Origin of the sequence: Methylophaga sp. SB9B, from assembly GCF_004832235.1 — a bacterium.
GTDB classification, from domain to species: domain Bacteria; phylum Pseudomonadota; class Gammaproteobacteria; order Nitrosococcales; family Methylophagaceae; genus Methylophaga; species Methylophaga muralis.
Genome location: NZ_SSXS01000004.1, coordinates 203,754 through 225,583 on the forward strand (window position 1 = coordinate 203,754; position 21,830 = coordinate 225,583).

At 45.1% G+C, this 21,830-nt stretch carries 24 protein-coding genes; 12 read left to right on the forward strand and 12 right to left on the reverse strand.

Annotated elements, in window-relative coordinates:
* The coding region (locus E8Q33_RS06330) for an RNA pseudouridine synthase (protein WP_136553718.1) at nt 1-692 on the reverse strand (692 nt) is incomplete at its 3' end.
* Nucleotides 693-747: 55 nt separating this feature from the next.
* Here E8Q33_RS06330 and E8Q33_RS06335 point away from each other — a divergent pair.
* The 7 genes from E8Q33_RS06335 (at nt 748) to E8Q33_RS06365 (ending at nt 6,803) form a co-directional block, all read left to right on the forward strand.
* A complete protein-coding gene (locus E8Q33_RS06335; protein WP_136553643.1) occupies nt 748-1,206 on the forward strand; it encodes a DUF4124 domain-containing protein in 459 nt (152 codons plus the stop codon).
* A gap of 2 nt (nt 1,207-1,208) precedes the next feature.
* Nucleotides 1,209-1,544 carry a phenylpyruvate tautomerase MIF-related protein gene (locus E8Q33_RS06340; RefSeq protein WP_069296032.1) on the forward strand — a complete coding sequence of 112 codons (336 nt, stop codon included), beginning with the start codon at nt 1,209-1,211 and terminating at the stop codon, nt 1,542-1,544.
* 73 nt (nt 1,545-1,617) lie between these two features.
* Nucleotides 1,618-3,330 (forward strand): proline--tRNA ligase, encoded by a 1,713-nt coding sequence (locus E8Q33_RS06345; protein ID WP_136553645.1) that lies wholly within the window; start codon nt 1,618-1,620, stop codon nt 3,328-3,330.
* Between the two features lie 2 nt (nt 3,331-3,332).
* The gene (locus E8Q33_RS06350) at nt 3,333-4,862 is read left to right on the forward strand and encodes a fumarate hydratase (RefSeq protein ID WP_136553647.1); all 1,530 of its coding nucleotides are present in this window, start codon (nt 3,333-3,335) and stop codon (nt 4,860-4,862) included.
* An 11-nt stretch (nt 4,863-4,873) separates the two neighbouring features.
* Nucleotides 4,874-5,326, forward strand: a complete 453-nt coding sequence (locus tag E8Q33_RS06355) for a CopD family protein (protein ID WP_136553649.1) — start codon at nt 4,874-4,876, stop codon at nt 5,324-5,326.
* Nucleotides 5,327-5,409: 83 nt separating this feature from the next.
* Nucleotides 5,410-6,033, forward strand: a complete 624-nt coding sequence (locus E8Q33_RS06360; protein WP_247869955.1) for a lytic transglycosylase domain-containing protein — start codon at nt 5,410-5,412, stop codon at nt 6,031-6,033.
* A 53-nt stretch (nt 6,034-6,086) separates the two neighbouring features.
* A complete protein-coding gene (locus E8Q33_RS06365; protein ID WP_247869956.1) occupies nt 6,087-6,803 on the forward strand; it encodes an ElyC/SanA/YdcF family protein in 717 nt (238 codons plus the stop codon).
* Here E8Q33_RS06365 and E8Q33_RS06370 read toward each other — a convergent pair.
* Complete coding sequence (locus E8Q33_RS06370; RefSeq protein ID WP_136553653.1) at nt 6,789-7,313, reverse strand: TIGR02281 family clan AA aspartic protease; 525 nt, start codon at nt 7,311-7,313, stop codon at nt 6,789-6,791. The two genes, E8Q33_RS06365 and E8Q33_RS06370, sit on opposite strands and share 15 nt — an antisense overlap.
* A 116-nt stretch (nt 7,314-7,429) precedes the next feature.
* Here E8Q33_RS06370 and E8Q33_RS06375 point away from each other — a divergent pair, with 116 nt between their 5' ends.
* Genes E8Q33_RS06375 through E8Q33_RS06385 form a run of 3 tightly spaced genes read left to right on the forward strand, consistent with a single transcriptional unit; the run spans nt 7,430 to nt 9,581 of the window.
* Complete coding sequence (locus tag E8Q33_RS06375; RefSeq protein WP_136553655.1) at nt 7,430-8,110, forward strand: tellurite resistance TerB family protein; 681 nt, start codon at nt 7,430-7,432, stop codon at nt 8,108-8,110.
* 12 nt (nt 8,111-8,122) lie between these two features.
* The gene (locus E8Q33_RS06380; protein ID WP_136553657.1) at nt 8,123-8,479 is read left to right on the forward strand and encodes a hypothetical protein; all 357 of its coding nucleotides are present in this window, start codon (nt 8,123-8,125) and stop codon (nt 8,477-8,479) included.
* Nucleotides 8,430-9,581, forward strand: a complete 1,152-nt coding sequence (locus E8Q33_RS06385) for a hypothetical protein (RefSeq protein WP_136553659.1) — start codon at nt 8,430-8,432, stop codon at nt 9,579-9,581. Before E8Q33_RS06380 ends, E8Q33_RS06385 begins: the two co-directional genes overlap by 50 nt.
* Before the next feature lie 108 nt (nt 9,582-9,689).
* On the opposite strand, the gene E8Q33_RS06390 is transcribed toward E8Q33_RS06385, so the two are convergent.
* From E8Q33_RS06390 to E8Q33_RS06400, 3 genes are all read right to left on the reverse strand, one after another.
* Nucleotides 9,690-10,718: a CNNM domain-containing protein gene (locus tag E8Q33_RS06390; protein ID WP_136553661.1), complete on the reverse strand. Its 1,029-nt coding sequence runs from the start codon at nt 10,716-10,718 to the stop codon at nt 9,690-9,692.
* 72 nt (nt 10,719-10,790) lie between these two features.
* Nucleotides 10,791-11,336, reverse strand: coding sequence for a hypothetical protein (locus E8Q33_RS06395; RefSeq protein WP_245652098.1), 546 nt, complete (start codon nt 11,334-11,336; stop codon nt 10,791-10,793).
* Nucleotides 11,337-14,066: a cation-transporting P-type ATPase gene (locus tag E8Q33_RS06400; protein ID WP_136553663.1), complete on the reverse strand. Its 2,730-nt coding sequence runs from the start codon at nt 14,064-14,066 to the stop codon at nt 11,337-11,339.
* Between the two features lie 107 nt (nt 14,067-14,173).
* On the opposite strand from E8Q33_RS06400, the gene E8Q33_RS06405 reads away from it, so the two are divergent.
* Complete coding sequence (locus tag E8Q33_RS06405; protein ID WP_371413274.1) at nt 14,174-14,977, forward strand: NAD(P)H-binding protein; 804 nt, start codon at nt 14,174-14,176, stop codon at nt 14,975-14,977.
* The gene (locus E8Q33_RS06410; protein WP_136553665.1) at nt 14,977-15,441 is read left to right on the forward strand and encodes a YchJ family protein; all 465 of its coding nucleotides are present in this window, start codon (nt 14,977-14,979) and stop codon (nt 15,439-15,441) included. The genes E8Q33_RS06405 and E8Q33_RS06410 overlap by 1 nt, the downstream gene beginning before the upstream one ends.
* Here E8Q33_RS06410 and E8Q33_RS06415 read toward each other — a convergent pair.
* From E8Q33_RS06415 to pcnB, 7 genes are all read right to left on the reverse strand, one after another.
* A complete protein-coding gene (locus tag E8Q33_RS06415) occupies nt 15,438-17,153 on the reverse strand; it encodes a lysophospholipid acyltransferase family protein (RefSeq protein ID WP_136553667.1) in 1,716 nt (571 codons plus the stop codon). The genes E8Q33_RS06410 and E8Q33_RS06415 overlap by 4 nt on opposite strands.
* A 117-nt stretch (nt 17,154-17,270) precedes the next feature.
* Nucleotides 17,271-17,651: an aspartate 1-decarboxylase gene (gene panD / locus E8Q33_RS06420; protein ID WP_069296020.1), complete on the reverse strand. Its 381-nt coding sequence runs from the start codon at nt 17,649-17,651 to the stop codon at nt 17,271-17,273.
* Between the two features lie 51 nt (nt 17,652-17,702).
* Nucleotides 17,703-18,554 (reverse strand): pantoate--beta-alanine ligase, encoded by an 852-nt coding sequence (gene panC / locus E8Q33_RS06425; protein ID WP_136553669.1) that lies wholly within the window; start codon nt 18,552-18,554, stop codon nt 17,703-17,705.
* Nucleotides 18,554-19,348 (reverse strand): 3-methyl-2-oxobutanoate hydroxymethyltransferase, encoded by a 795-nt coding sequence (gene panB / locus E8Q33_RS06430; protein WP_136553671.1) that lies wholly within the window; start codon nt 19,346-19,348, stop codon nt 18,554-18,556. Before panB ends, panC begins: the two co-directional genes overlap by 1 nt.
* Entirely contained in the window at nt 19,345-20,004 is a 660-nt protein-coding gene (locus tag E8Q33_RS06435) for a deoxynucleoside kinase (RefSeq protein WP_069296017.1), read from the reverse strand. The genes panB and E8Q33_RS06435 overlap by 4 nt, the downstream gene beginning before the upstream one ends.
* The gene (folK, locus tag E8Q33_RS06440; protein ID WP_136553673.1) at nt 20,001-20,489 is read right to left on the reverse strand and encodes a 2-amino-4-hydroxy-6-hydroxymethyldihydropteridine diphosphokinase; all 489 of its coding nucleotides are present in this window, start codon (nt 20,487-20,489) and stop codon (nt 20,001-20,003) included. The genes E8Q33_RS06435 and folK overlap by 4 nt, the downstream gene beginning before the upstream one ends.
* A complete protein-coding gene (gene pcnB, locus E8Q33_RS06445; protein WP_247869958.1) occupies nt 20,489-21,769 on the reverse strand; it encodes a polynucleotide adenylyltransferase PcnB in 1,281 nt (426 codons plus the stop codon). Before pcnB ends, folK begins: the two co-directional genes overlap by 1 nt.
* Nucleotides 21,770-21,830: the final 61 nt, after the last annotated feature.

Here is a 21,830-nt window from a genome sequence, read left to right on the forward strand (position 1 = left end):
CCAATCGATGCGCAATGGCGGCGAATTTGATGCATCCGGCCCGTCTCAATCGAGACAGCTAACTGCGTCCGGTTTTGCTCGGCATCATAAGCGCGTTTTTCGAAATGGCTGACGGCATGTTTACCATCCAAAGGGGAATTTACCGTCAGTTTTTGCCACTTAACGTCACCATCGACCTGAATCTCATAGTGCTTTTCAATTTTTCGTTGTTGAAACAGCGTGGATAACTGGGCTGCCGCTTTTTGCTGGTGGGCGATGATCATTAAGCCAAAGGCTTCACGATCCAGTCGTTGTACCAGAAAACTTTGTCTGGGTTTAGCAAAAGCCCGTTCCGAAACTCGCAGCAAACTGCAGTGGTCACCCCACTCTGTGCCTTGCGCCAGCATACCGGCAGGTTTGAACCACACACTGTAAACACCAAAATCATGCAACAACTGTGGCTCAGCAGGAATTTGATCCAGTAAACGCTTATCGTAATGAATACTTAGCACTTCCCCGGGAGCCAAGGTTTTGGTCGCTCTGCGCAAACGCTGAGTACGTTTGCCTTTCTGTATCCAGACGGCGCCTTTACTCATTGCCAGCTTGATTTGCTGACGCGACAATTCACAGCGTTCCGCCAGCAAATCAATGGCATTTGCTGAGCCTTGCTGCACCGGGATTTTTAACTCGAAACGAACAGATTGATCAGACATTTTATGAAATGGCGCTTTGGCGTAGAATAATGATTTATTTGATTAGGTATCCGTGATGTTTATACCGCAATTAAGCAGTTGCTGTCTTGCTTTAGTATTTGCCATGGCGGTTCAGGCGGATGCTTATAAATGGATTGATGACGATGGTGAGGTCATCTATTCACAAACACCTCCTGTCGGCAAACCCTATGAAAAGATGGATACTCCCCCTCCTCCATCAATGAATCCTGAAGCGGCTCAAAAAGAAATTGAGCTGCTGATCGAACAGCAACAGGCAACGGATAAAGCCCGTGCTGAACAGCAGCAAAAACAACAACAAGCGCAACAAACGGCAGCCATTGTCGAAGAAAACTGCCGTGTTGCCCGATACAATTTACAGCAGTATCAAGATAACCCCGGCAGACGGGTAATGGATCCACAAGGCAATGTTACCCGGCCTACCGAAGTCGAAAGACAGGAAAAAATAAGCACTTTAAAACAGCAAGTTAAGCAATTCTGCGAACAGGAGAATTAACCATGCCTTATTTAAACATTGTGACCAATCAAAGCATTAATGACGAAACAGCCCTATTAAAAGCCGCCAGCAAAACCGTGGCACAAGCATCAGGCAAACCGGAAAGTTATGTGATGATCGCGGTTGAGTCGAAAACAGCCATGTCATTTGGTGGCAGCACCGAGCCCACGGCGATTTTGGATTACCGCTCTTTAGGATTACCCAGCGATCGCAAGGCGTTTTCAGATGCGTTATGTTCGATGATTGAAGATCAAATTGGTGTCAATGGCAGCCGGATCTATATCAGCATGACCGACTCCGAACGGCAAAACTGGGGCTGGGATCACAGCACTTTTTAACAAATCCAGACTTTGCCGCAATTGTGCGGTGCAGTTTTTAATTTAATAACAATAATCAGGAATCACGTTTTCCATGCGTACTTCGAAGCTTCTCATTTCCACTTTAAAAGAAACACCTGCCGATGCCGAAATCGTCAGTCATCAATTGATGTTGCGGGCGGGTCTTATCCGCCGTCTGGCTTCTGGTCTGTATACCTGGATGCCGATGGGCTTGCGGGTACTGCGTAAAACCGAAGCGATTGTGCGCGAGGAAATGAATAAAGCCGGTGCTCAGGAAGTGTTAATGCCCTCCGTGCAACCGGCTGAATTGTGGCAAGAAAGCCAGCGCTGGGAAAAATACGGTCCGGAATTATTACGTATCACCGATCGTCATCAACGTGAGTTCTGTTATGGCCCGACCCATGAAGAAGTCATTACTGATCTGGTGCGTCAGGAGATTCGCAGTTACAAACAATTGCCGGTCAATTTTTACCAGATCCAAACCAAATTCCGTGACGAAATCCGTCCACGTTTTGGTTTGATGCGGGCTCGTGAGTTCCTGATGAAAGATGCCTATTCATTCCATGTGGATCAAGCATCGTTGCAGCAAACCTATGATGATATGTATGCAACTTACACGCGTATTTTCCAACGGATTGGTTTGAACTTCCGTGCAGTACAAGCGGATACCGGCAGTATTGGTGGTAATGCCTCACATGAATTCCACGTACTGGCAAGCTCCGGCGAAGATGCCATTGCATTTAGCAATGCCAGTGACTACGCCGCTAATGTTGAGTTGGCCGAAGCAGTTAAACCAGCTGGTGATCGCCCTGCTCCTAATGCTGCTATGCAAACCGTCGATACACCACATAAACATACTATCGAAGATGTCAGCAGCTTTTTGAAGGTTCCCGCGTCGCAATGTTTGAAAACGTTGCTGGTCGAAGGTGCTGAGAAAAACAGTGTTGTCGCTTTGGTGTTACGCGGCGACCACGAACTCAATGAAATCAAAGCAGAAAAACATCCGTTAATTGCTGCGCCTTTAACCTTTGTCACACCAGAGCAGGTGCATGAAGCTACCGGTGCCAATATCGGTTCTATCGGCCCAGTCGGCCTGACAATCCCTATGGTTGTCGACCATGCTGCTGCACACATTGCTGATTTTGTTTGTGGTGCCAATGAAGATGAAAAACATCTGACTGGCGTGAACTGGGGCCGCGATTGCCCTGAACCTGAAACCGCAGACTTACGTAATGTAGTCGCAGGTGATGCCAGCCCGGATGGCCGAGGTACATTGGAAATCGCCCGTGGTATTGAAGTGGGTCATATTTTCCAACTTGGTGAAAACTACAGTAGCAAACTGAATGCCGTGGTATTGACCGAAACAGGACAATCTCAGGTTATTACCATGGGTTGCTATGGCATTGGCGTATCTCGAGTCGTTGCTGCAACTATCGAACAGAACAACGATGAAAACGGCATTATCTGGCCACAGGCCATTGCCCCATTTGAAGTGGTATTAGTGCCGGTCAATGCACATAAATCACAACGGGTTCGTGATGAAGCTGAAAAGATCTATCAGCAATTGCTTGCTGCCGGTGTCGATGTATTGCTTGATGATCGCGGCTTGCGTCCTGGCGTCGCTTTTGCTGATATGGAGCTTATCGGAATTCCACATCGCCTGATTCTGGGTGAACGTGGTATGGACAATGGTGTGATTGAATATAAACATCGTGCATCTGGTGAAGCGGATGAATTCGCTTTGGATAATGTGCTTGAAGCTATTCAACAAAAGTTAGCGCAATAATTATGACGCTGATTCGCCAACAGGACTTTGTGCAAAGCATCGCCGATGCGTTGCAGTTTATTGCCAATTATCATCCCCAGGATTTTATCCAGGCGATGAGCAAAGCCTATGAGCGTGAGCAATCTCCAGCAGCCAAAGACGCGATAGCCCAGATTCTGGTCAATTCACGGATGTGCGCCGAAAACAACCGACCAATTTGTCAGGATACCGGCATTGTTAATATCTTTCTCAAGGTCGGTATGCAGGTGCAATGGCAGACCGATTTGAGTCTGGAAGATATGGTAAATGAAGGCGTACGTCAGGCTTATCAACATCCCGATAATGTGCTGCGTGCGTCTATCGTTGCCGATCCGATTGGCAGCCGCAAAAATACCGGTGATAACACACCAGCAGTGATTTATACCGAACTGGTCCCCGGCGACAAGATAGAAATTGATATTGCCGCCAAAGGTGGTGGTAGCGAAAACAAAGCCAAATTCACCATATTGAACCCTAGTGACAGTCTGGTGGATTGGGTACTGGAAACTGTGCCGAAAATGGGTGCGGGCTGGTGTCCTCCCGGCATGCTCGGTATCGGTATTGGTGGTACAGCTGAAAAGGCCATGCTAATGGCCAAACAAAGCCTGATGGAAGATATTGATATTCAGGATTTACTCGAACGTGGCCCACAAACGGCAACTGAAAAGTTACGGGTTGAATTATATGAAAAGGTAAATCAACTGGGAATTGGCGCACAAGGTTTGGGCGGTCTGACAACGGTATTGGATATCAAAATCAAGGATTATCCGACCCATGCGGCTTCGCTTCCTGTTGCAATGATTCCTAATTGTGCCGCTACCCGACATGTGCATTTCACGCTGGATGGTTCTGGCCCGGCAACATTCACTCCTCCCTCGTTAAGCGACTGGCCGGAAATTACCTGGCAGGCTGCGGAAAACACCCGCCATATTAATCTCGACACAATAACGCATGATGAGATTAAACAATGGCAACCCGGCGATACCTTATTACTCACCGGTCATTTTTTAACCGGTCGCGATGCGGCGCATAAAAAAATTGCCGATTTGCTGGAACGTGGTGAATCGTTACCAGAAGGGCTGGATTTTCATAATCGGTTTATCTATTACGTCGGCCCGGTAGATCCGGTAAAAAATGAAATTGTGGGTCCAGCCGGTCCCACCACGGCAACCCGAATGGATAAATTTACTGAAACCATGCTGGCTAAAACCGGTCTGTTAGGCATGATAGGCAAAGCCGAGCGCGGTGAACAAACTGTCGATTTGATTAAAAAGTATCAATCGACCTATTTGATTGCGGTGGGCGGCGCGGCTTATCTGGTATCAAAAGCAATTAAATCTTCACGCTTGGTAGCTTTTGAAGAATTAGGCATGGAAGCGGTGCGTGAATTCTATGTAGAAAATATGCCAGTCACTGTGGCGGTCGATAGCCGGGGAAGCTCGGTACATCAAACTGGTCCTCAGGAATGGCAGCAGAAAATTGCTGGTATTCCCATTAAAACGATAACAACTTAGAGAGAATTACTATGGGCATTGCAATAAGTTTACATTTACTGGCTTCGGTCATCTGGGTGGGCGGATTATTTTTCGCTTTTATGTTTTTACGCCCTGTTGCGGCGACCTTACTGGAACCCGAACAGCGCTTTCCACTTTGGGCAAATGTTTTTAAACGATTTTTCCCATGGGTGTGGGCATCGGTGGTGACCATTTTAATTACTGGATTCGGCATGCTGTTTATGATGGGTGGTATGGGCGCAGTCGGTGTTCATGTGCATATCATGTTGCTGTTGGGCATCTTTATGATTTTATTATTCCTGCACGTATTTTTTAATCCATTCAGAAAACTGAAATGGGCTGTGGCTGAGCATGATTGGATAGCATCGGCCAATGAACTGGATAAAATTCGTAAATTTGTTCGAGCAAATCTCATTCTTGGCTTAATTGTGATTGTCATTGGTTCGGCTGGACGCTATTTTTAGTATCTATGACACTAAAGCCTATTTTCATTTCTCTATGCACGCTACTGTTAACCAGTAGCGTGCTGGCAAATGAAATAAAACAAGTGCGCAACAGCGATGGCGTTGTGGAGTTTACCAATGCCGATATTGATGTACGCAAACCCACATCGATAAACAGTAATAAGACCATCATCTACAAGTCACTATCAAATGATGGTGATGGCTTCAGCTTTTCCGATCAACGACCAATTACTGGTGATTTCGAGGTGTTGGCTTATGATTGTTATGCCTGTAACCCGACATCAAAAATCAATTGGCATACCATCGGCCTGAATAGAGCGGATTATGCTGACACGGTAAAAGCCATGGCGAAAAAATATAAAGTGGATGCTGCACTGGTACGTGCAGTGATTCACGCCGAGTCAGCTTTTAACTCCAAAGCTCTTTCAAAAAAAGGTGCACAAGGCTTGATGCAATTAATGCCCGGTACAGCTAAAGATCTAGGCGTGACCAATGCATTTGATATTCAGCAGAATATTGAAGGTGGCGTGAAGTATCTGGCAGGTTTGTTGAAAACTTTCGATGGCGATATCAAACTCGCAACGGCTGCTTATAATGCCGGACCTGGTGCAGTTAAACGTTTTAAGGGCATACCACCGTATGCCGAGACAGAAGTGTATGTTGAACGTGTAGGCATCTTGCACCAACGTTATGGGCAAGAAGGCTGAGCCAGACAAATCTGGATTAACCACCGTCGTTTTTAATTGCAGGGATAGTTTGTTTGGCTAAATTTGCCTTATTTCGAAAGCGTGAGATGTGGTTCCCGACAGTATGGGGCGGTTTGTTTTTTTTAATTCTGCTGATAATTGGCGGTATTTTTTCATTAAAACAACTTGCCATAATCCTCGCCCCCAATGCTCCGGTAGCAGATCGTACTTATCTGGTCGTTGAAGGCTGGCAGGAGGAAGACAGCTTACTATCTGCCTTAGCCATATTTAACGCCGAGGGGTATCAATACATGATCACTACCGGCGGACCTAATAGGCGATTCCTGAATCCCACTCATGCCTCGTATGCAGAGCAAGCTGGTGATTTTATGTTGCACCAAGGTTTACCCGCTGAGAAATTAATCATTATTCCGGCCCCGGAGTCAGCACAAGAACGTACTTATCTGAGTGCCGTGTTGGTCAGAGACTGGTTGACTTTAAAAGGTGAAAGTTTGGATGAACTGAATGTGCATACCAGCCATGTACATGCCAGACGAACCCGCTATCTTTATCAACAGGCTTTTAAGGACGTTAAGATTGGTATTTATGCTGCGGCCCCTCAAAGCTTTGAACTGAAACAATGGTGGAAAACCAGTGAAGGGGCAAAATCAGTAATTACCGAACTGATAGGTAATGTCTGGGTAGTATGTTGTTTTTATCCCGGTGAGCCGGGTTCACATTATGAAAGGTGGGCGGTAGAAAAAAGCGGTCAATCTTCAGACCCCCGGTAAACGCAAGGTCAGCGTTCCATCACGTTGTGTCATATCCAGATGTTTCATAAAACTCATACCCAGCAATACGATATCGTCGGTCATATGAGGATTTATGTGGGCACTGATATGCTGCAATTTGATTGCACCGAGCTGTACGGTATCTAACTGAGTAGCATAAACCGGCACAACACCATTTGCCGTCATCACCATCGCCTGCCTGCCCTGTTTCAGTCCAGCTTTTCTGGCTATTCCTCCGGGCACACTGATATTGGTCGCACCAGTATCCAGTAAAAATGTCACTTCATGGCCATTAATAAATCCCGGCGCCACATAATGTCCGGCCTGATTTCTTTGTAAAACCACATCGGTTCCAAGCCCGGCTTCCATTTCCACTAAATGCCGATTAGGGTTTTGTTGATTTTCGATAAACCCATTAAAAAATAGCGTCATCGAGCCCATTAACAATAACCAGAACACGATGGTAAATAGCTTCGAAGAACCTTGTTGAAAGCGTGCATTCATTTTCATTTAAGTTAATTCAATTAAAGTAAAAGTTGGTGGCAATAGCAGCGAAGTTAAAGACATTATGCGTGCAAGCTGCTCAACTGACTAGTTCAACACCCCTCACTTGGAGATTGTTTTTAATGAACACACGTAATCTGATGGATAAGCTATTACAATCTGGTCAGCAATTTCTGGACAATAATAAAAGCGGCATTGATCTAGGAAACAGCAAAGTCGGTCAATTTTTAACTGGCGCTGGTGGTGGCGCTTTAGCAGGTACTGCAGTTGGTCTGTTGTTAGGCAACAAGAAAGCCCGAAAAATCGGGGGTAGCGTATTTAAATACGGTAGCGTTGCAGCAATTGGTGCGGTGGCATTCAAAGCCTACCAGAATTGGCAACAGAATAATCTGCAAGCAGCCCCGCAAAGCACCCCGAAAACGCTGGACAAGCTACCCGCCGCCGAAGCCGAACTTCATAGCCAGGCCATCTTACAAGCAATGATTGGAGCTGCTAAAGCTGATGGCCATATTGACGATCATGAGCGCATGTTGATTGATCAACAGATTGCTCAACTCACGGATGATCCGGAGCTGTTGCAATGGATAGATACTGAGTTAAAAAAACCCGTCAATCCTGCTGAAATTGCTAAATTGGCAACGACTAGTGAAATAGCTGCAGAAATGTATTTGGCAAGCTTAATCATTACCGATGAAGATAGTTTTATGGAGAAAGTTTATCTTGATGAACTGGCTCGCCAGCTCAATCTGGATGAGGCGCTGAGAACAGAAATTCATCAGGCTAAAAATAGCGCTGTCTCATGATATGCTTTGCGCATGTCATTTTTATCACACGCCCTGATTTTGTGGCTGGGCAGCAGCTATGCCTATGCTCAGCCAATCACCTTTTTTGATGCCGCCACTGAAGAAACGGTTCAGTTACAACTGACCAGTGGTGCTTGTGCATTTTGTAATCTTTCACCTCAAGCAAAATGGTATTTCGAGAATGAAATCATTGCGCCGGTTCGAACAGCTCCCTCCTCTGCAGTAACGTTACCTAAATGGTTGCAAGAGCTGCCGGTAATTAACGATGACATACCGATATGGATTGCTTCACCTGACTTAATCGAGCAGGCCAGTTTTGATGACTCAGGTCATTCTATTATTACAGCTGATGGACAGAAAATCGTTTAAAACCGTTGCCAAGATCCCTGAAAATCGCTCATTCTGGAATCAGGACACTTCTGAGTTCTTTAAAAAGCGAGATATTCGTCTGCGTGGTAAATCCATTGACGGTGAGTTCATTGCACGAACGGTATGGCCGCTGGATTTTGCCATCACCAACTATCAACTCTTGGCGCTCAACCATGATGAGGATTTGCAAACATTGGTACAGGCTGACGATGGCGGTGTTGAGCTACCACATCAAAGCCGTCTGTTATGGGAACGTGAACCAGGAGCCGCTTTAGAATCAGCCGGTAAGGCCGTATTCGGTTTAATGCTGAATGGTGCCCAGGGAGACGATGATGAAGCATTAGCCGGCCATTTTGCTGGCGTCACTGGGCAATTTAACGGTGATGGCAGTTACCATGACTGGTTAGTAACCAATTTTTACAATCTGGATACCGTCAGTGAGAAAGCAATCATCGCTGCTGTGACACCAATGGATAACTATCTGGCCGATTTAAACGCTGGTCAAAACTATTACCGCCCATCCTACATGGTGGTTGCGACGCTCAAAGATGGCCAACCTGCTGCTGAATTTCAGCAGTCCATTAATCAAGTGATGAACCATTTCTATCGGCATAACTTTATTTACAACCATGCCGATGCGAACTGTGCCGGAATCACCATTGATACTTTGCGGGCTTTGGGTTGGAAAGTGCCGCACCGTGGCATAAACGGTTATATCATGGCGATTGGTGCTTATTTTTATACAGCGCTAACTGAAGCAGATCTGGATGCAGCCAGACAGATTTACGACTACCTGACGACTGAAACGACACGGTTGTTACCAGCGGTTGCGTTTGATGCCATCGGAGAGGATTTATTACGGTTAACCGCCACTGAATCTCCGCGCTCTTTAACCGCATATGAACAGAGACTCGCAGAATCCATAGAAGCCATATGGTTTGTCCGGATTCCACAAATTCCATCAAGTCGTGTTTTGGGTGGAGCACCAATCTACAGTTTCAGCGAATATCTGGAAACAGCCCCAGCAGATCGAGATGATTGGTCACTATTGAACTGGCAGAACGTGATATTCCTGTTGCACTCAAACAAACAGAGCCAGTGAATCCTCCCCCACATCCGATTCCCTGGCCTGTTATGCTGATTTTATTGGGTCTTTTTAGTCTGGTCGTTACGATCTTAAGGTTATTTATCAAAAAACGAATAAGTTGATTTAGTTTGTTTGATTCGTTGAATGACGCTGACGTTTTTCCCAGAGCTTTTTGGCATAGCGACGCATATTCGGAATATCATCAGTTTCGTCCATAATCGACTTACCGATAATGGTTTCAAAAATATCTTCCATGGTCACAATACCTAACCAGCTACCATATTCATCATATACAACCGCCATATGCTGGCGCTCTTTCATCAGCAAAGTCATTACCGACTCCACATCTTTCTGATCGGTCACCACTACAATCGGCTTCATCACTTCTGAAACTTTAGTTGCTTCATCAGCCCCAATCACATCACGACGAAAAATAACGCCTAACGGCGATTCATTGACATCCAATACTGGATAACGTGAAAACTGTCCTTCGTTGGAGCGCTCTATAAATTCAGCAATGGTCTCATCAGGCCCCACATATTCCGAGACTGTTCTCGGCGTCATAATGTCTCGTGTGCGGATTTCATGTAAATCCAGAATATTGGATATCACTCGGGATTCATCCTCATCAAGCTCACCCAATTCTTTACCTAATGAGGTCATAGCTTTGATTTCAAGGCGGATGTCACCTTGTTGTTCTTTGCCACCAATTAGTTTCATCATCTGATCTGATACCCAGATAAATGGTTTTAACAACCAGATCATCGCATTTAAAATAGGCGGCATCACCGGAGCCAAACTACGCCAGTATTTTGCACCGATAGTCTTAGGCAAAATTTCCGAAAGGATAAGGATCAACAACGTCATAATGACCGAAGCAATGCCAAGATAGCCATTGCCAAAAACAACCGTCACCTGCGCACCGACACCCAGAGCACCAACAGTATGGGCGACCGTGTTTAGCGTCAAAATAGCCGCTAGTGGCTGATCGATTTTATCTTTGAGTCGATTAAGCTGGCTGTAGAGTTTGGGTTTGTGTTCTTTCTGTTGCGCTATATAGCTAGGAGTGACAGAGAGTAAAGCCGCTTCAAGAATTGAACAAATAAATGAGACTAAAATTGAAAGTACCGCAAAAGCGATAAGCAAAGTCATGAGGTTTAAAAGCTCCGGTTACAAGGGACGATCATAATACACCGGCTGCAAGTTACTGTATATCGACACAAATTAGCGAAAATAAAAACCCGCGTTAATCATTACACCCGCCGCAGCAAAAGGGACCAACTCCAGATTGACTCTGCGGTGTTGCACACCTACCGCTGGCAAAATTACAGGCGCCACCCCCAAACTATTAAAAGGGATTTTGTCCTTATATTCACCGCGATAACCATACAGCAGGCCCGCAGTCAGTTTGGCATAAGCTTTGGTGTTTTCTCCTAAGGCATAATCATAACGCCCACCACCATAAACATAGGTGCTTTGCTGATCATAACTGTTCTTAAATGTCGCCCCGCCCACTAACCAGCGAACATCATCTCGCCAACTAGTCTGTTCTGGATTTACGAAAAACTTCACTTCATCATTAAAATAATATTCAAGATTAATCATTTTCTGATGATTGTTGTGATCCGGTTCTGGATTGTAATGTTTGGTCCAGACAGAGGTTTGCAGTAACAGCTCATCACCCTCAGTAAAAATACCTTTAGCATGAGCTGGGCTCACCACAAGTAAAGAACACAACAGTAATTTTTTCATTGAAATATCACTTTTCATTTAGTTTGCAGTTCCAGTTTGATATTTTTTGGTTATGCTGCGACGCAACCATTTTTCAATCTCTAAAATCAGATACATGACAATGCCTACCGCAATAATCTCCATGCCATGTCCTAAACTAATAGGAGTTGTTTCAAAAAGCGTATTCATAAAAGGTGCATAGGTAAATATCAGCTGCAAAATGATAACCAAACCAATTGACAGAAATACGATATATGAAGTGAACCATTGCTTGATTGACCATGAAGCACTGCTCAAACACCGTACATTAAATAAGTAAAACACCTCCATAACGACCAAGGTATTGACCGCATAAGTTCTGGATTGTTCTAGAGATGCCCCTTGAGATTGGGTCCATAGAAACATGCCATAGACGCCGATCACAAATAGTAACGACACAAAAGTGATTCGCCAGACCAGAAAACTCGAGAGCATTTTTTCATCACGCTGGCGTGGCTGGCGATGCATGGCATTCTTTTCACCCGGTTCAAACGCTAACGATAATGCGAGGGCAATTGAGCTGACCATATTGATCCACAGTATTTGTAATGGGGTAATCGGTAATGTCATGCCTGCCATGACTGCTACGATAATACTTAACGACTCGCCACCATTAATAGGCAATAAAAATAAGATGGCTTTTTTCAGGTTGTCATAAACCGTACGTCCTTCGCGTACTGCTTTGGCAATTGACGCAAAATTATCATCCGCAAGTACCATCTCAGCGGCTTCCTTGGCCGCTTCAGTGCCACCATGCCCCATCGCAATACCGACATCTGCACGTTTCAATGCAGGAGCATCATTCACCCCATCTCCAGTCATCGCAACAACATGACCATTCGCCTGTAAGGCACTGACCAGCCTTAACTTATGCTCCGGCGCTGTACGGGCAAAAACATCTGTTTGATTCACCGCATGCTGTAACTCGGCATCACTAAGCTGTGTCAGTTCATGTCCGGTCAGAACAGTATCCGTATAACGCAAGCCCAGTTTGGCAGCGATAGCACTTGCCGTAGCCGCATGATCGCCGGTGATCATTTTCACTTGAATGCCGGCCTTGTGACATTCACTGACAGCTGTTATCGCCTCTTCTCGGGGTGGGTCAATCAATCCAATTAAACCGAGTAACACCAACCCTTGATTTAAATCGGCAAATTGCAACTCTCCGGAATGTTGCGCAACAGTTTTAGTGGCTACGGCCAACACTCGCTGCCCTTCTGCTGCAATCTTTTCAATCTGCGCATACCAAAAGGATTGATCGACCGGTTCATCACCGTTGTCAGTTCGTTGCAACTGACATAACTCAATCAATTTTTCCGGTGCACCTTTGACAGCAATAAAATCATGCCCCTGGTGATCATGATGCAATGTCGCCATAAACCGATGTGCAGTATCAAATGGGATAACATCCCGTCGTGGATAAAACTGTTTAAGCTCTTCCAGCGTGAAATCCGCTTTTAACGCTGCAGTGAGCATGGCGGCTTCCATCGGATCGCCTTCAGCCAGCCAATCATCATCGCGTCGCTTCAATGTCGAGTCATTGCAGAGCGCCGCACAACGCAGCAGCATTGTTAAGGTAGGCTGTTGTTCCAACTCAACGGCCTGCTCCTGTAAAGTAATTTCGCCTGCTGGAGAATAGCCGACACCGCTAATGCTATAGGTATTCGCCGAGCTTACTACTGCGGATACCGTCATTTCGTTACGGGTTAATGTACCGGTTTTATCTGAACAAATAATCGATACCGCACCAAGCGTTTCTACAGCAGGCAAGCGACGGATAATCGCATTTCGACTGGCCATGCGTTGTACACCGATTGCCAGGGTAATAGTCAATATAGCCGGCAATCCTTCTGGAATACCTGCAACGGCGACACCGACCACAATCATGAACATCTCGATAGCCGGCGTTTGATTAAGCCAATAACCATAAGCAAAAACCAAAGCGGCAATCACCATGATCACCAACGTCAGCCAACGAGAAAATACGGAAATTTGTTGTAATAAGGGTGTGGTGAGGTTTTCAATATCCGAAATCATGCCACTGATACGGCCAATTTCAGTATGTGCACCAGTCGCAACAACCACACCATGCCCCTGACCAGAGGTCACTAACGTGCCTGAATACGCCATACACAGACGATCGCCCAATACGGCATCACTTGCTACGGGTTGGGGCTGTTTTTCCACTGCGACCGATTCACCGGTTAACACCGCTTCCTGAATTTGCAGACCTTTTGCACTGAAGAGTCGTAAATCAGCGGGCACTTTATCACCGGGTTCCAAAACAACCACATCACCGGGAACCAGCTTATCGGCCTCGATCCGCAGACGATGCCCATTACGAATTACCGTAGCATGCGGTGCCAGCATGTCTTTGATGGCATCCAACGCTTTTTCGGCTTTTCCTTCCTGAACAAATCCAATCAGGGTATTTAAAATAACGACGGCCAGAATCACCCAAAAATCTATCCAATGCCCCAGCAAAGCCGTGAGAAACGCCGCACCAAGCAGGACATAAATCAATAGGTTATGCATTTGCGCCAATAGTCTAACGAAAGCGGAGCGTCCTTTAGCTCGCGGCAAATGATTAGCACCAAACTGCTGCAAACGTTGCTCAACAGCCTCAGAATCCAAACCATGTTTATCGCTATCAAGTTCAGACAAACTTTCCTCTGAAGTAAACTGATGCCATGATTTTTCAAAGGGTTGGCTCTGCATATCTTGCTTCATTGGTCACTCCTTAAAACAGCTATTGTCTTAGCATAACGCGTTTTACAGTAAAGCCTAAGAGACTTAGAGGTTTCCTTTGATCTGTATCAAGCTGCACAATAGGCATATTGATTGATTTTTCAATAAAGGAAAGCGTTATAAACACTATCAGTATTTTAGGCAGCGGCTGGTTGGGCTTACCGCTCGCAACTCAATTTTATAAACAAGGTTTTAGCGTAAAAGCTTCGACACGCCATAATGATCGCTTCAGCGAAATTGCCTCTAGCGGTGCCAGCGTGTTTATCGTTGATATTGATGAATTAGCTGAAAGCGGTGAATTTTTACAGACTGACATTCTGATTATCAACATCACCTCGAAAAACATCAGCGGCTTTGCCAGGCTTATTCAGCAAATTGAAACGTCACCAATTCAAAAGGTCTTGTTTATCAGTTCAACCTCGGTTTATCAGAATCTTAACCGCGAAGTTACTGAAGACGAACAGGCTGAGAACCACGATAGCGAGTTATGGCAAATTGAACAGCTGTTTCAAACTAATAAGAATTTTGAAACAACCATCTTACGGTTTAGTGGTTTGATTGATGAACGACGCCATCCAAGCAGATTTTTTCGTAATGGTCGCAGTGTGCCACAAGCCGATGCGCCGGTGAATCTGATTCATTTGGATGATTGCCTGGGTATTATCGATGCCATTTTGCAACAGGAAGCCTGGGGAGAAATCTTTAATGGCTGTGCAGATACCCACCCCAGCAAACGTGAATTTTACAGTTATGCAAGGCAATTAATGGGTCTATCGCCACCTGAATTTGATATCGAAAGCGATATAAAGTACAAAATCATCAGCAATCAAAAAGTTAAAAACAAATTAAACTATCGCTTTCAACATGCTGATTTAATGAATATTGCTTTCTAATGGAAAACCAACTTTGTCCTTGTCAGAGTCAATTTATATATGACGAGTGTTGTGGCTTGCTGCATCAAGGCAAACAGGTTGCAATTAAAGCTGAGCAATTAATGCGTTCTCGCTACAGCGCCTTTGTGATGCACAATATCAGCTATCTACAGGCGACATTGCACCCATCGCAGCGACAGCCGGATGATTTGCTTAATTTGCAGCAAACTATGGAAACCACGCAGTGGTTAGGTTTAAATATTGTCGATCACGCTGAAACTGATGATGAGGCGGAAGTCGAGTTTATTGCCTTTTATGTAGATAAACCTATCGGACAATTACACGAACGCTCCCGATTCAGTCGACAACAAGGCCAATGGTTTTATGTGGATGGTGAGTTTTTACCACCGATAAAACTTGGTCGTAACGATAACTGTGTTTGTGGCAGTGGCAAAAAACTTAAACGCTGTCATGGGCAGTCTTAAACGTTTGATTCACCCAGATAACGTTTACGTTTGGCAGGTTTTAACTGCTGCAAATCCACCATTACCAAACCATCGATACAGTTGCCGAAATTGGCATCGATATTAAAATCAATAAACCGTACCCCGCTGGGCTCACAGATATCGGCATACTGTTTATACAGCGTTGGCACGCTCACATTCATATGTGCCAGTTGCTCACGCATCGCGGTAAAGTCAGTGTCAGCATCTTGATGAACTAACGTTGAATTTACTCGCTGCTGTATCTCACTATCAAACAGATAGGGCACTCTGGCGCTTGCCAGTGTTTCCGCATCAGCGAAATGTTTTTGATAAAAATTGACAATCAACGCCTTGGCAAAATCAGGATAGGTATTGCTCAGGCTGACCGGTCCAAACAGATAACGGATCTCTGGATAACGTTTTAGATATGCGCCAATGCCATACCACAGATAATCCAAACTGCGCTTACCCCAGTATTTAGGGCTGACAAAACTGCGACCTAATTCAATACTCACCGGAAAATACTGCTGCATCGCCGGGTTAAACTTAAACAGTTCACTGGTATAAATATCACGACCAGCAGCCATGATACGTGCGACTTCACCAATTCGATAAGCACCGGCAATCTCCAGCTCCTGCTCATCCCAGAGAATTAAATGCCGGTAATCACGATCATAATGATCAATGTCACGCTTTTTACCGGTTCCCTCGCCTACTTGTCTGAAGGTGATTTCCCGCAGCCGGCCAATTTCTTGTATCACTGCTGAATTCGCTTGATAATCAAAAAGATAAATCTTTTTGTTATCAGCCGTTTCACCTAACAATTCGGCTTGCTGCAATTCCTTTTTAATCGCCCGACGTTCCTGTGGATGAGCAATAGTTTGCTCGGTAACAAACAGTGGCTTTTTTCCTTTTGCAAGTCGATACAAATGGCGACGTAATAACTTGGCCTTTTCGGCTTTTACTAAAGGTAACTGCTCAATTTGCTGATAAGCAATCGGCTCTCCAACTCGCATGCCAATAGTTTTGGAATTTTTATTGAACATTTCATGTGCCAGCATCATGCCGGATAAAGGCTTATAAACCATTGATGCACTGTAAAACAGTGAAGAATTTCTGGCTTCAACGTAAATCGGCAAAATGGGAGCCTGCGTTTTTTTGGCAAAATTTAAAAAACCGCTGTTCCATTTACCATCACGTACACCACCTGGACGGATACGTGAAACTTCGCCGGCAGGAAACACAATCACAGCCTCATCATTATTCAGGCATTCTACTATTCGAGCGACACTGCTTTTACGGGTGGATTTGGAAAGATTATCAACCGGGAGAAATAATGAACTTAATGCTGAAAAATTCAGCAACATGTCGTTAGCGACGATTTTGACGTCACGTCGCACTTCACCCACCAGCTTTAATAAACACAAGCCATCCAAAGCCCCTAACGGGTGATTAGCGACAATAACCACACGACCAGTAGCAGGAATATTATTGCGGTGACGATGATTGATGCTGTAACTGAAATTGAAGTAATCCAGCACTTCATCAATGAAATCAAATCCTTCAAGCTGCTTGTGCTGTTCAAGGAAACGATTGACTTCTTGTTCGTGGGTAATCTTACGGAGGAACCCCAAAGTTGGGATTTTGACCCAGGGTTTTTGATGTTGAAAATTGGGAAATTTTTGTTGAACGGCTTGTTCAATATTGAGCATACATATTCTCTGGTAACTTCATGCTACAAAGTCTAGAGAACACATATGACAAAAAAATAACGGTTTGATGACTGTTCGATGACAGCCTGGCAAACCGTTAAATTTGAAGGGTTTTAATTAGGCCGCTTGAACGGGAATGGCATGACGCATATGGGTAATATCATTATTTTCATTCAGATAGACCAACGTCGGTTTGAAGCTTTTTACTTCTTCAGCATCCATGGCTGTATACGCACAAATAATAATACGGTCACCGGGGGAAGCTTTATGGGCCGCAGCACCATTCACTGAAATGATATTGGAGCCATCTTCAGCACGAATCGCATAAGTGACAAACCGTTCGCCATTAGCGACGTTATAAATATGGATTTGTTCGTACTCGTGAATGCCGGCGGCTTCGAGTAATTTGCCATCAATCGCACATGAGCCCTCATATTCCAGTTCGGAATGGGTCACACAGGCACGATGTAATTTAGCTTTTAACAGTGTCAGATGCATAGCAGGCAAATTTCCGTCAGTAAGCAGTGTATTATCGCTTTTTAAGAATTTTCAAGCAAGGTTGCAGGCAATATTGTCAATCAAGCGTACAGTGCCCAGCCGCCCTGCCGCCAGCAAACGCAATTCTTTATCCACCGCCAGATCGGCTATTTGCAGATCCTCTGCTCGGCGAATATCAATATAGTCCAGCGTAAAGCCAGCTTCTGTCAGGTTGAGATGAAATTGTTGCAGTAAAGCCGATTTTTCAACTCCCAACATCAACTGCTGTTTAAGCTCAAGCAAACTTGCATATAAGGTTGCTGCCTGTTGTTTTTGAGCATCACTTAAATGCTGGTTCCGAGAACTCATCGCCAAACCGTTCTCTTCTCTAACTATTGGTGCGCCTACAATTTTCACTGGCAGGTTCAAATCACTGACCAGTTTTTGAATCAATAATAGCTGCTGATAATCTTTTTCACCAAACACTGCGACATCAGCTTGCACCATATTGAATAATTTAGTGACTACCGTGGCTACACCATCAAAGTGCCCGGGACGTTCCAGCCCACACAGTTTGTCATCCATACCTGGCACATGAATAAAGGTGTGGAACTCAAAACCTTGGGGATACATTACATCAGCATCGGGAGTAAACAGCAGATTACAGCCAGCCTGCATCAACTTTTTCACATCATCCTGCAAGGTACGTGGATATCTGGCTAAATCCTGCTTGTCATCAAACTGCAATGGATTAACAAAAATACTGACCACCACTTTGTCTGCCAGAGTCTGCGCTTTTTTGACTAGTGAAATATGTCCGTCATGCAGATTTCCCATGGTAGGAACAAAAGCAATGGTTTCGCCGGCAGTACGCCAGGTTTTTATCTGGCCTCGCAGGCTCAGAATCGACTCAACAATTTGCATTAATATTGTTGCTCAGCAGTGGGGAAATCACCGTTTTTGACGGCTTCAACATAGCGACTTACTGCCGCGGGGATATGACCACAATCAGCAAGAAAGTCATGGCTGAATCGTGGACGTTTGCCGGGAGTAATGCCCAGCATGTCGTACAACACCAAAACCTGTCCATCACAATCGGCACCAGCACCAATGCCAATCACTGGAATGGAAAGTGCTTCACTGATTTTTTTAGCCAGTACAGCGGGTACACATTCAAGCACCAGCATATCTACTCCGGCTTGTTCGAGACTGATCGCATCCTGCAGGATTTTCTCTGCTGCCGATGCCTCTCGGCCTTGAACCAGATAACCACCTAACTTATGAACAGACTGGGGCAATAAACCAAGGTGACCACAAACAGGAATACCACGCTGGCTTAAAGCGGTGATTAATTCAACCAGCTCTGCTCCGCCTTCCAGTTTAATCATCTGCGCCCCACCTTCGGCCATTAACCGAGCGGCATTATGCAACGCCTGATCAATATTGGCGTAACTCATAAAAGGCATATCAGTGATAACAAATAAACGATCACTGCCACGAATAACATTAGCAGTGTGGTAGATCATATGATCTACGGTGACTGGCAAAGTACTTTCCTGACCTTGAATTACCATACCCAAAGAATCACCAACCAGAATGATATCGACACCAGCCTGCTCCAGTACATGGCTAAAGCTTGCGTCATAGGCAGTCAAAACCGCGATTTTATTTCGCTCGGCCTTCATTTTACGCAGCTGATTCAGGCTCAGACGGCTCATGCTTTTTTCTCTTTAACCGGCAGCGGATTGTAATATTGCCGACCACTTTGAATGGTTAAGATTTGATCTAACAGCTGTTGATAATCAGCTTCACTCTTCACCAGATCAATCTGCTCTGCATTAACAATCAATAATGGTGAGGCATCGTAATAGTGGAAAAAATCCGCATAAGAATCTGCCAGACGTTTAAGGTAAGCGTCTTCTACATGCTGTTCATAGCTGATACCGCGTTGAGCAATTCGAGTTTTCAATGTTGGTAAGGAGGCTTGCAGATAAATTACCAGATCAGGCGTCCGATGATGCAGGGTAAGATTTTCATATACCATGTTATATAACGCCAGCTCATCATCATCGAGCGAGATTTGCGCGAATAATCGATCTTTTTCCAGCATAAAATCAGCGACATGCAACGAGGTAAATAAATCATCCTGCTGCAAGGTCTTGGCTAATTTAACGCGTTGCATCAAAAAGCTCAGTTGAGTCGGTAATGCTGATTGTTTGGGATGTAGATAATAACGTTCCAAAAACGGATTTTGTTCTGGTGCTTCCAACAAGGTATTGCCAGAAAAACTCTCGGCAATTCTTTTAACCAGATGTGTTTTGCCGACACCAATCGGACCTTCAACAACAATATAACGATGTGGCAATGTTTTCATAAGCTAATCTGTTCCACTTGTTGTAAATCACCTTGCGGGCATGATGGCAAGATTTTCTGCAATGTTCCAATACCCGGGATTTCGATATCCGGTGCAATTTCAGCTAACGGATATAACACAAAAGCCCGTTCATGCATGCCGGGATGGGGAATTTTCAGTCGTTCATCATCCAATATTTGATCACCATAGAGCAAGATATCCAAATCCAAAGTTCGCTCTCCCCAATGACGCTTTCGTACTCGACCATGTAATTGTTCTACAGATTGTAAGGCGTCTAATAACTGATGGGGATTGAGACTGGTTTCCAACGCCAAAACGGCATTGATGTAATCTGGTTGATCTACCGGGCCCATTGGCGGGCTTTGATATAACGAAGAGACTGAGACTATGTTGATATCAGCTAAAGACTGCAGATCATCTATAGCAGTTTTAATCTGTTGCAGTGGGTTTTCCAGATTACTGCCGAGTCCAATATAAGCGAGCATTATTCCACTTTTTTTATAACTGGTTTACGACGGCGACGACGACGTGGTTTGCGTTTTTCTGCTTCTCCACCAGTCCCCAAAGCATTTACCATATCGGACTGAGTGGTTGCAGATGCCTGCTGAAATGTAGTCCACCAATCCGTCAGTTCCTGTAGTGGTTCACCAGATTGGGCTCGCAAAGCAAGAAAGTCATATCCTGCGCGGAATTTTGGATGCAATAGTAAAGCAAAGGCACGTTTGCCCTGACGACGAGTTAATCTTGGTTGCATGGTCCAGATATCACGGGTGACCAGACTGAAACGTTTGGGTATTGCCACGATTTGAATCTGCTCAGACAATACTTCGCCCGCGGCACGTTGCATCGCTGGAATTTCCGGCATGTCCTTACTTAACTGCAGCCAGCGTTGCCGAAGTGGTTCCCACAATAAGGCGGCGAACAAAAAGGCCGGAGTAACCGGTTTGTTTTCGGCCAGTCTTTTATCGGTATTTTCCAGGGCTTTCATTAACAAAGTACGCGGATAACCGTCTTTTTCCTGGTGTAACAAGGCCGCCGTTTGCGGATAAAGATGATCAAAAACACCGTAATGACAAAGCAGCTCGTGGGTTACAGCGGCTTGACCACTTAAATACAGCTTTAAGGTTTCATCAAATAATCTGGCTGGTGGGATATCACCAAGTAAGGGCGCCAGATCAACGATAAGTTGCTCAGTTTCAGCTTCCAGCTTAAGGCCTAATTTGGCCATAAATCTTAAAGCTCGCAGCATTCTGACAGGATCTTCACGATAGCGAACCGGTTTATCACCAATTAATCGAATCAGACCCGCTTGCAGATCGGCGATGCCACCGGTGTAATCCACAATCGAAAAATCACGGATGTTGTAATACAGCGCATTAATGGTGAAATCCCGCCGCCAGGCATCCTGTTCTAATGTACCGTAGACATTATCCTGCATGATGCGGCCTTGATCATCGACATGATTTTTGGCTTCAGGCGGTGCACGGAATGTGGCTACTTCAATAATTTCATCACGACCAAACCGCACATGAACCAGTTTAAATCGCCGACCAATCAGCTGACTACGGCGAAATAAACGGTGGACCTGTTCTGGCAACGCATTGGTGGTGATATCAAAATCTTTAGGCTCATAGCCAAGTAACAAATCGCGGACACAACCGCCCACTAGATAAGCTTCAAACCCGGCATCTTTAAGGGTATAAAGTACTTTTAACGCACTGGGGCTGATGAGGTCGCGGGAAATATTATGCTCGGAGCGTGGCACGATGAGTGGTGCGGCTCCCTCGGCTGCTGCACGGCTTTTTTTTGCCGGCTTTGATCCGTTT

Coding starts and splice junctions, on each gene's coding strand:
- E8Q33_RS06355 (WP_136553649.1), top strand. CDS start 4,874: ATGGGCATTGCAATAAGTTTACATTTACTGGCTTCGGTCATCTGGGTG.
- E8Q33_RS06370 (WP_136553653.1), bottom strand. CDS start 7,313: ATGAAAATGAATGCACGCTTTCAACAAGGTTCTTCGAAGCTATTTACC.
- panB (WP_136553671.1), bottom strand. CDS start 19,348: ATGAGCCGTCTGAGCCTGAATCAGCTGCGTAAAATGAAGGCCGAGCGA.
- E8Q33_RS06385 (WP_136553659.1), top strand. CDS start 8,430: ATGACTCAGGTCATTCTATTATTACAGCTGATGGACAGAAAATCGTTT.
- folK (WP_136553673.1), bottom strand. CDS start 20,489: ATGCTCGCTTATATTGGACTCGGCAGTAATCTGGAAAACCCACTGCAA.
- E8Q33_RS06390 (WP_136553661.1), bottom strand. CDS start 10,718: ATGACTTTGCTTATCGCTTTTGCGGTACTTTCAATTTTAGTCTCATTT.
- E8Q33_RS06345 (WP_136553645.1), top strand. CDS start 1,618: ATGCGTACTTCGAAGCTTCTCATTTCCACTTTAAAAGAAACACCTGCC.
- E8Q33_RS06335 (WP_136553643.1), top strand. CDS start 748: ATGTTTATACCGCAATTAAGCAGTTGCTGTCTTGCTTTAGTATTTGCC.
- E8Q33_RS06400 (WP_136553663.1), bottom strand. CDS start 14,066: ATGAAGCAAGATATGCAGAGCCAACCCTTTGAAAAATCATGGCATCAG.
- E8Q33_RS06410 (WP_136553665.1), top strand. CDS start 14,977: ATGGAAAACCAACTTTGTCCTTGTCAGAGTCAATTTATATATGACGAG.
- E8Q33_RS06380 (WP_136553657.1), top strand. CDS start 8,123: ATGTCATTTTTATCACACGCCCTGATTTTGTGGCTGGGCAGCAGCTAT.
- E8Q33_RS06340 (WP_069296032.1), top strand. CDS start 1,209: ATGCCTTATTTAAACATTGTGACCAATCAAAGCATTAATGACGAAACA.
- E8Q33_RS06395 (WP_245652098.1), bottom strand. CDS start 11,336: ATGAAAAGTGATATTTCAATGAAAAAATTACTGTTGTGTTCTTTACTT.
- panD (WP_069296020.1), bottom strand. CDS start 17,651: ATGCATCTGACACTGTTAAAAGCTAAATTACATCGTGCCTGTGTGACC.
- E8Q33_RS06415 (WP_136553667.1), bottom strand. CDS start 17,153: ATGCTCAATATTGAACAAGCCGTTCAACAAAAATTTCCCAATTTTCAA.
- E8Q33_RS06435 (WP_069296017.1), bottom strand. CDS start 20,004: ATGAAAACATTGCCACATCGTTATATTGTTGTTGAAGGTCCGATTGGT.
- E8Q33_RS06375 (WP_136553655.1), top strand. CDS start 7,430: ATGAACACACGTAATCTGATGGATAAGCTATTACAATCTGGTCAGCAA.
- panC (WP_136553669.1), bottom strand. CDS start 18,554: ATGCAAATTGTTGAGTCGATTCTGAGCCTGCGAGGCCAGATAAAAACC.
- E8Q33_RS06350 (WP_136553647.1), top strand. CDS start 3,333: ATGACGCTGATTCGCCAACAGGACTTTGTGCAAAGCATCGCCGATGCG.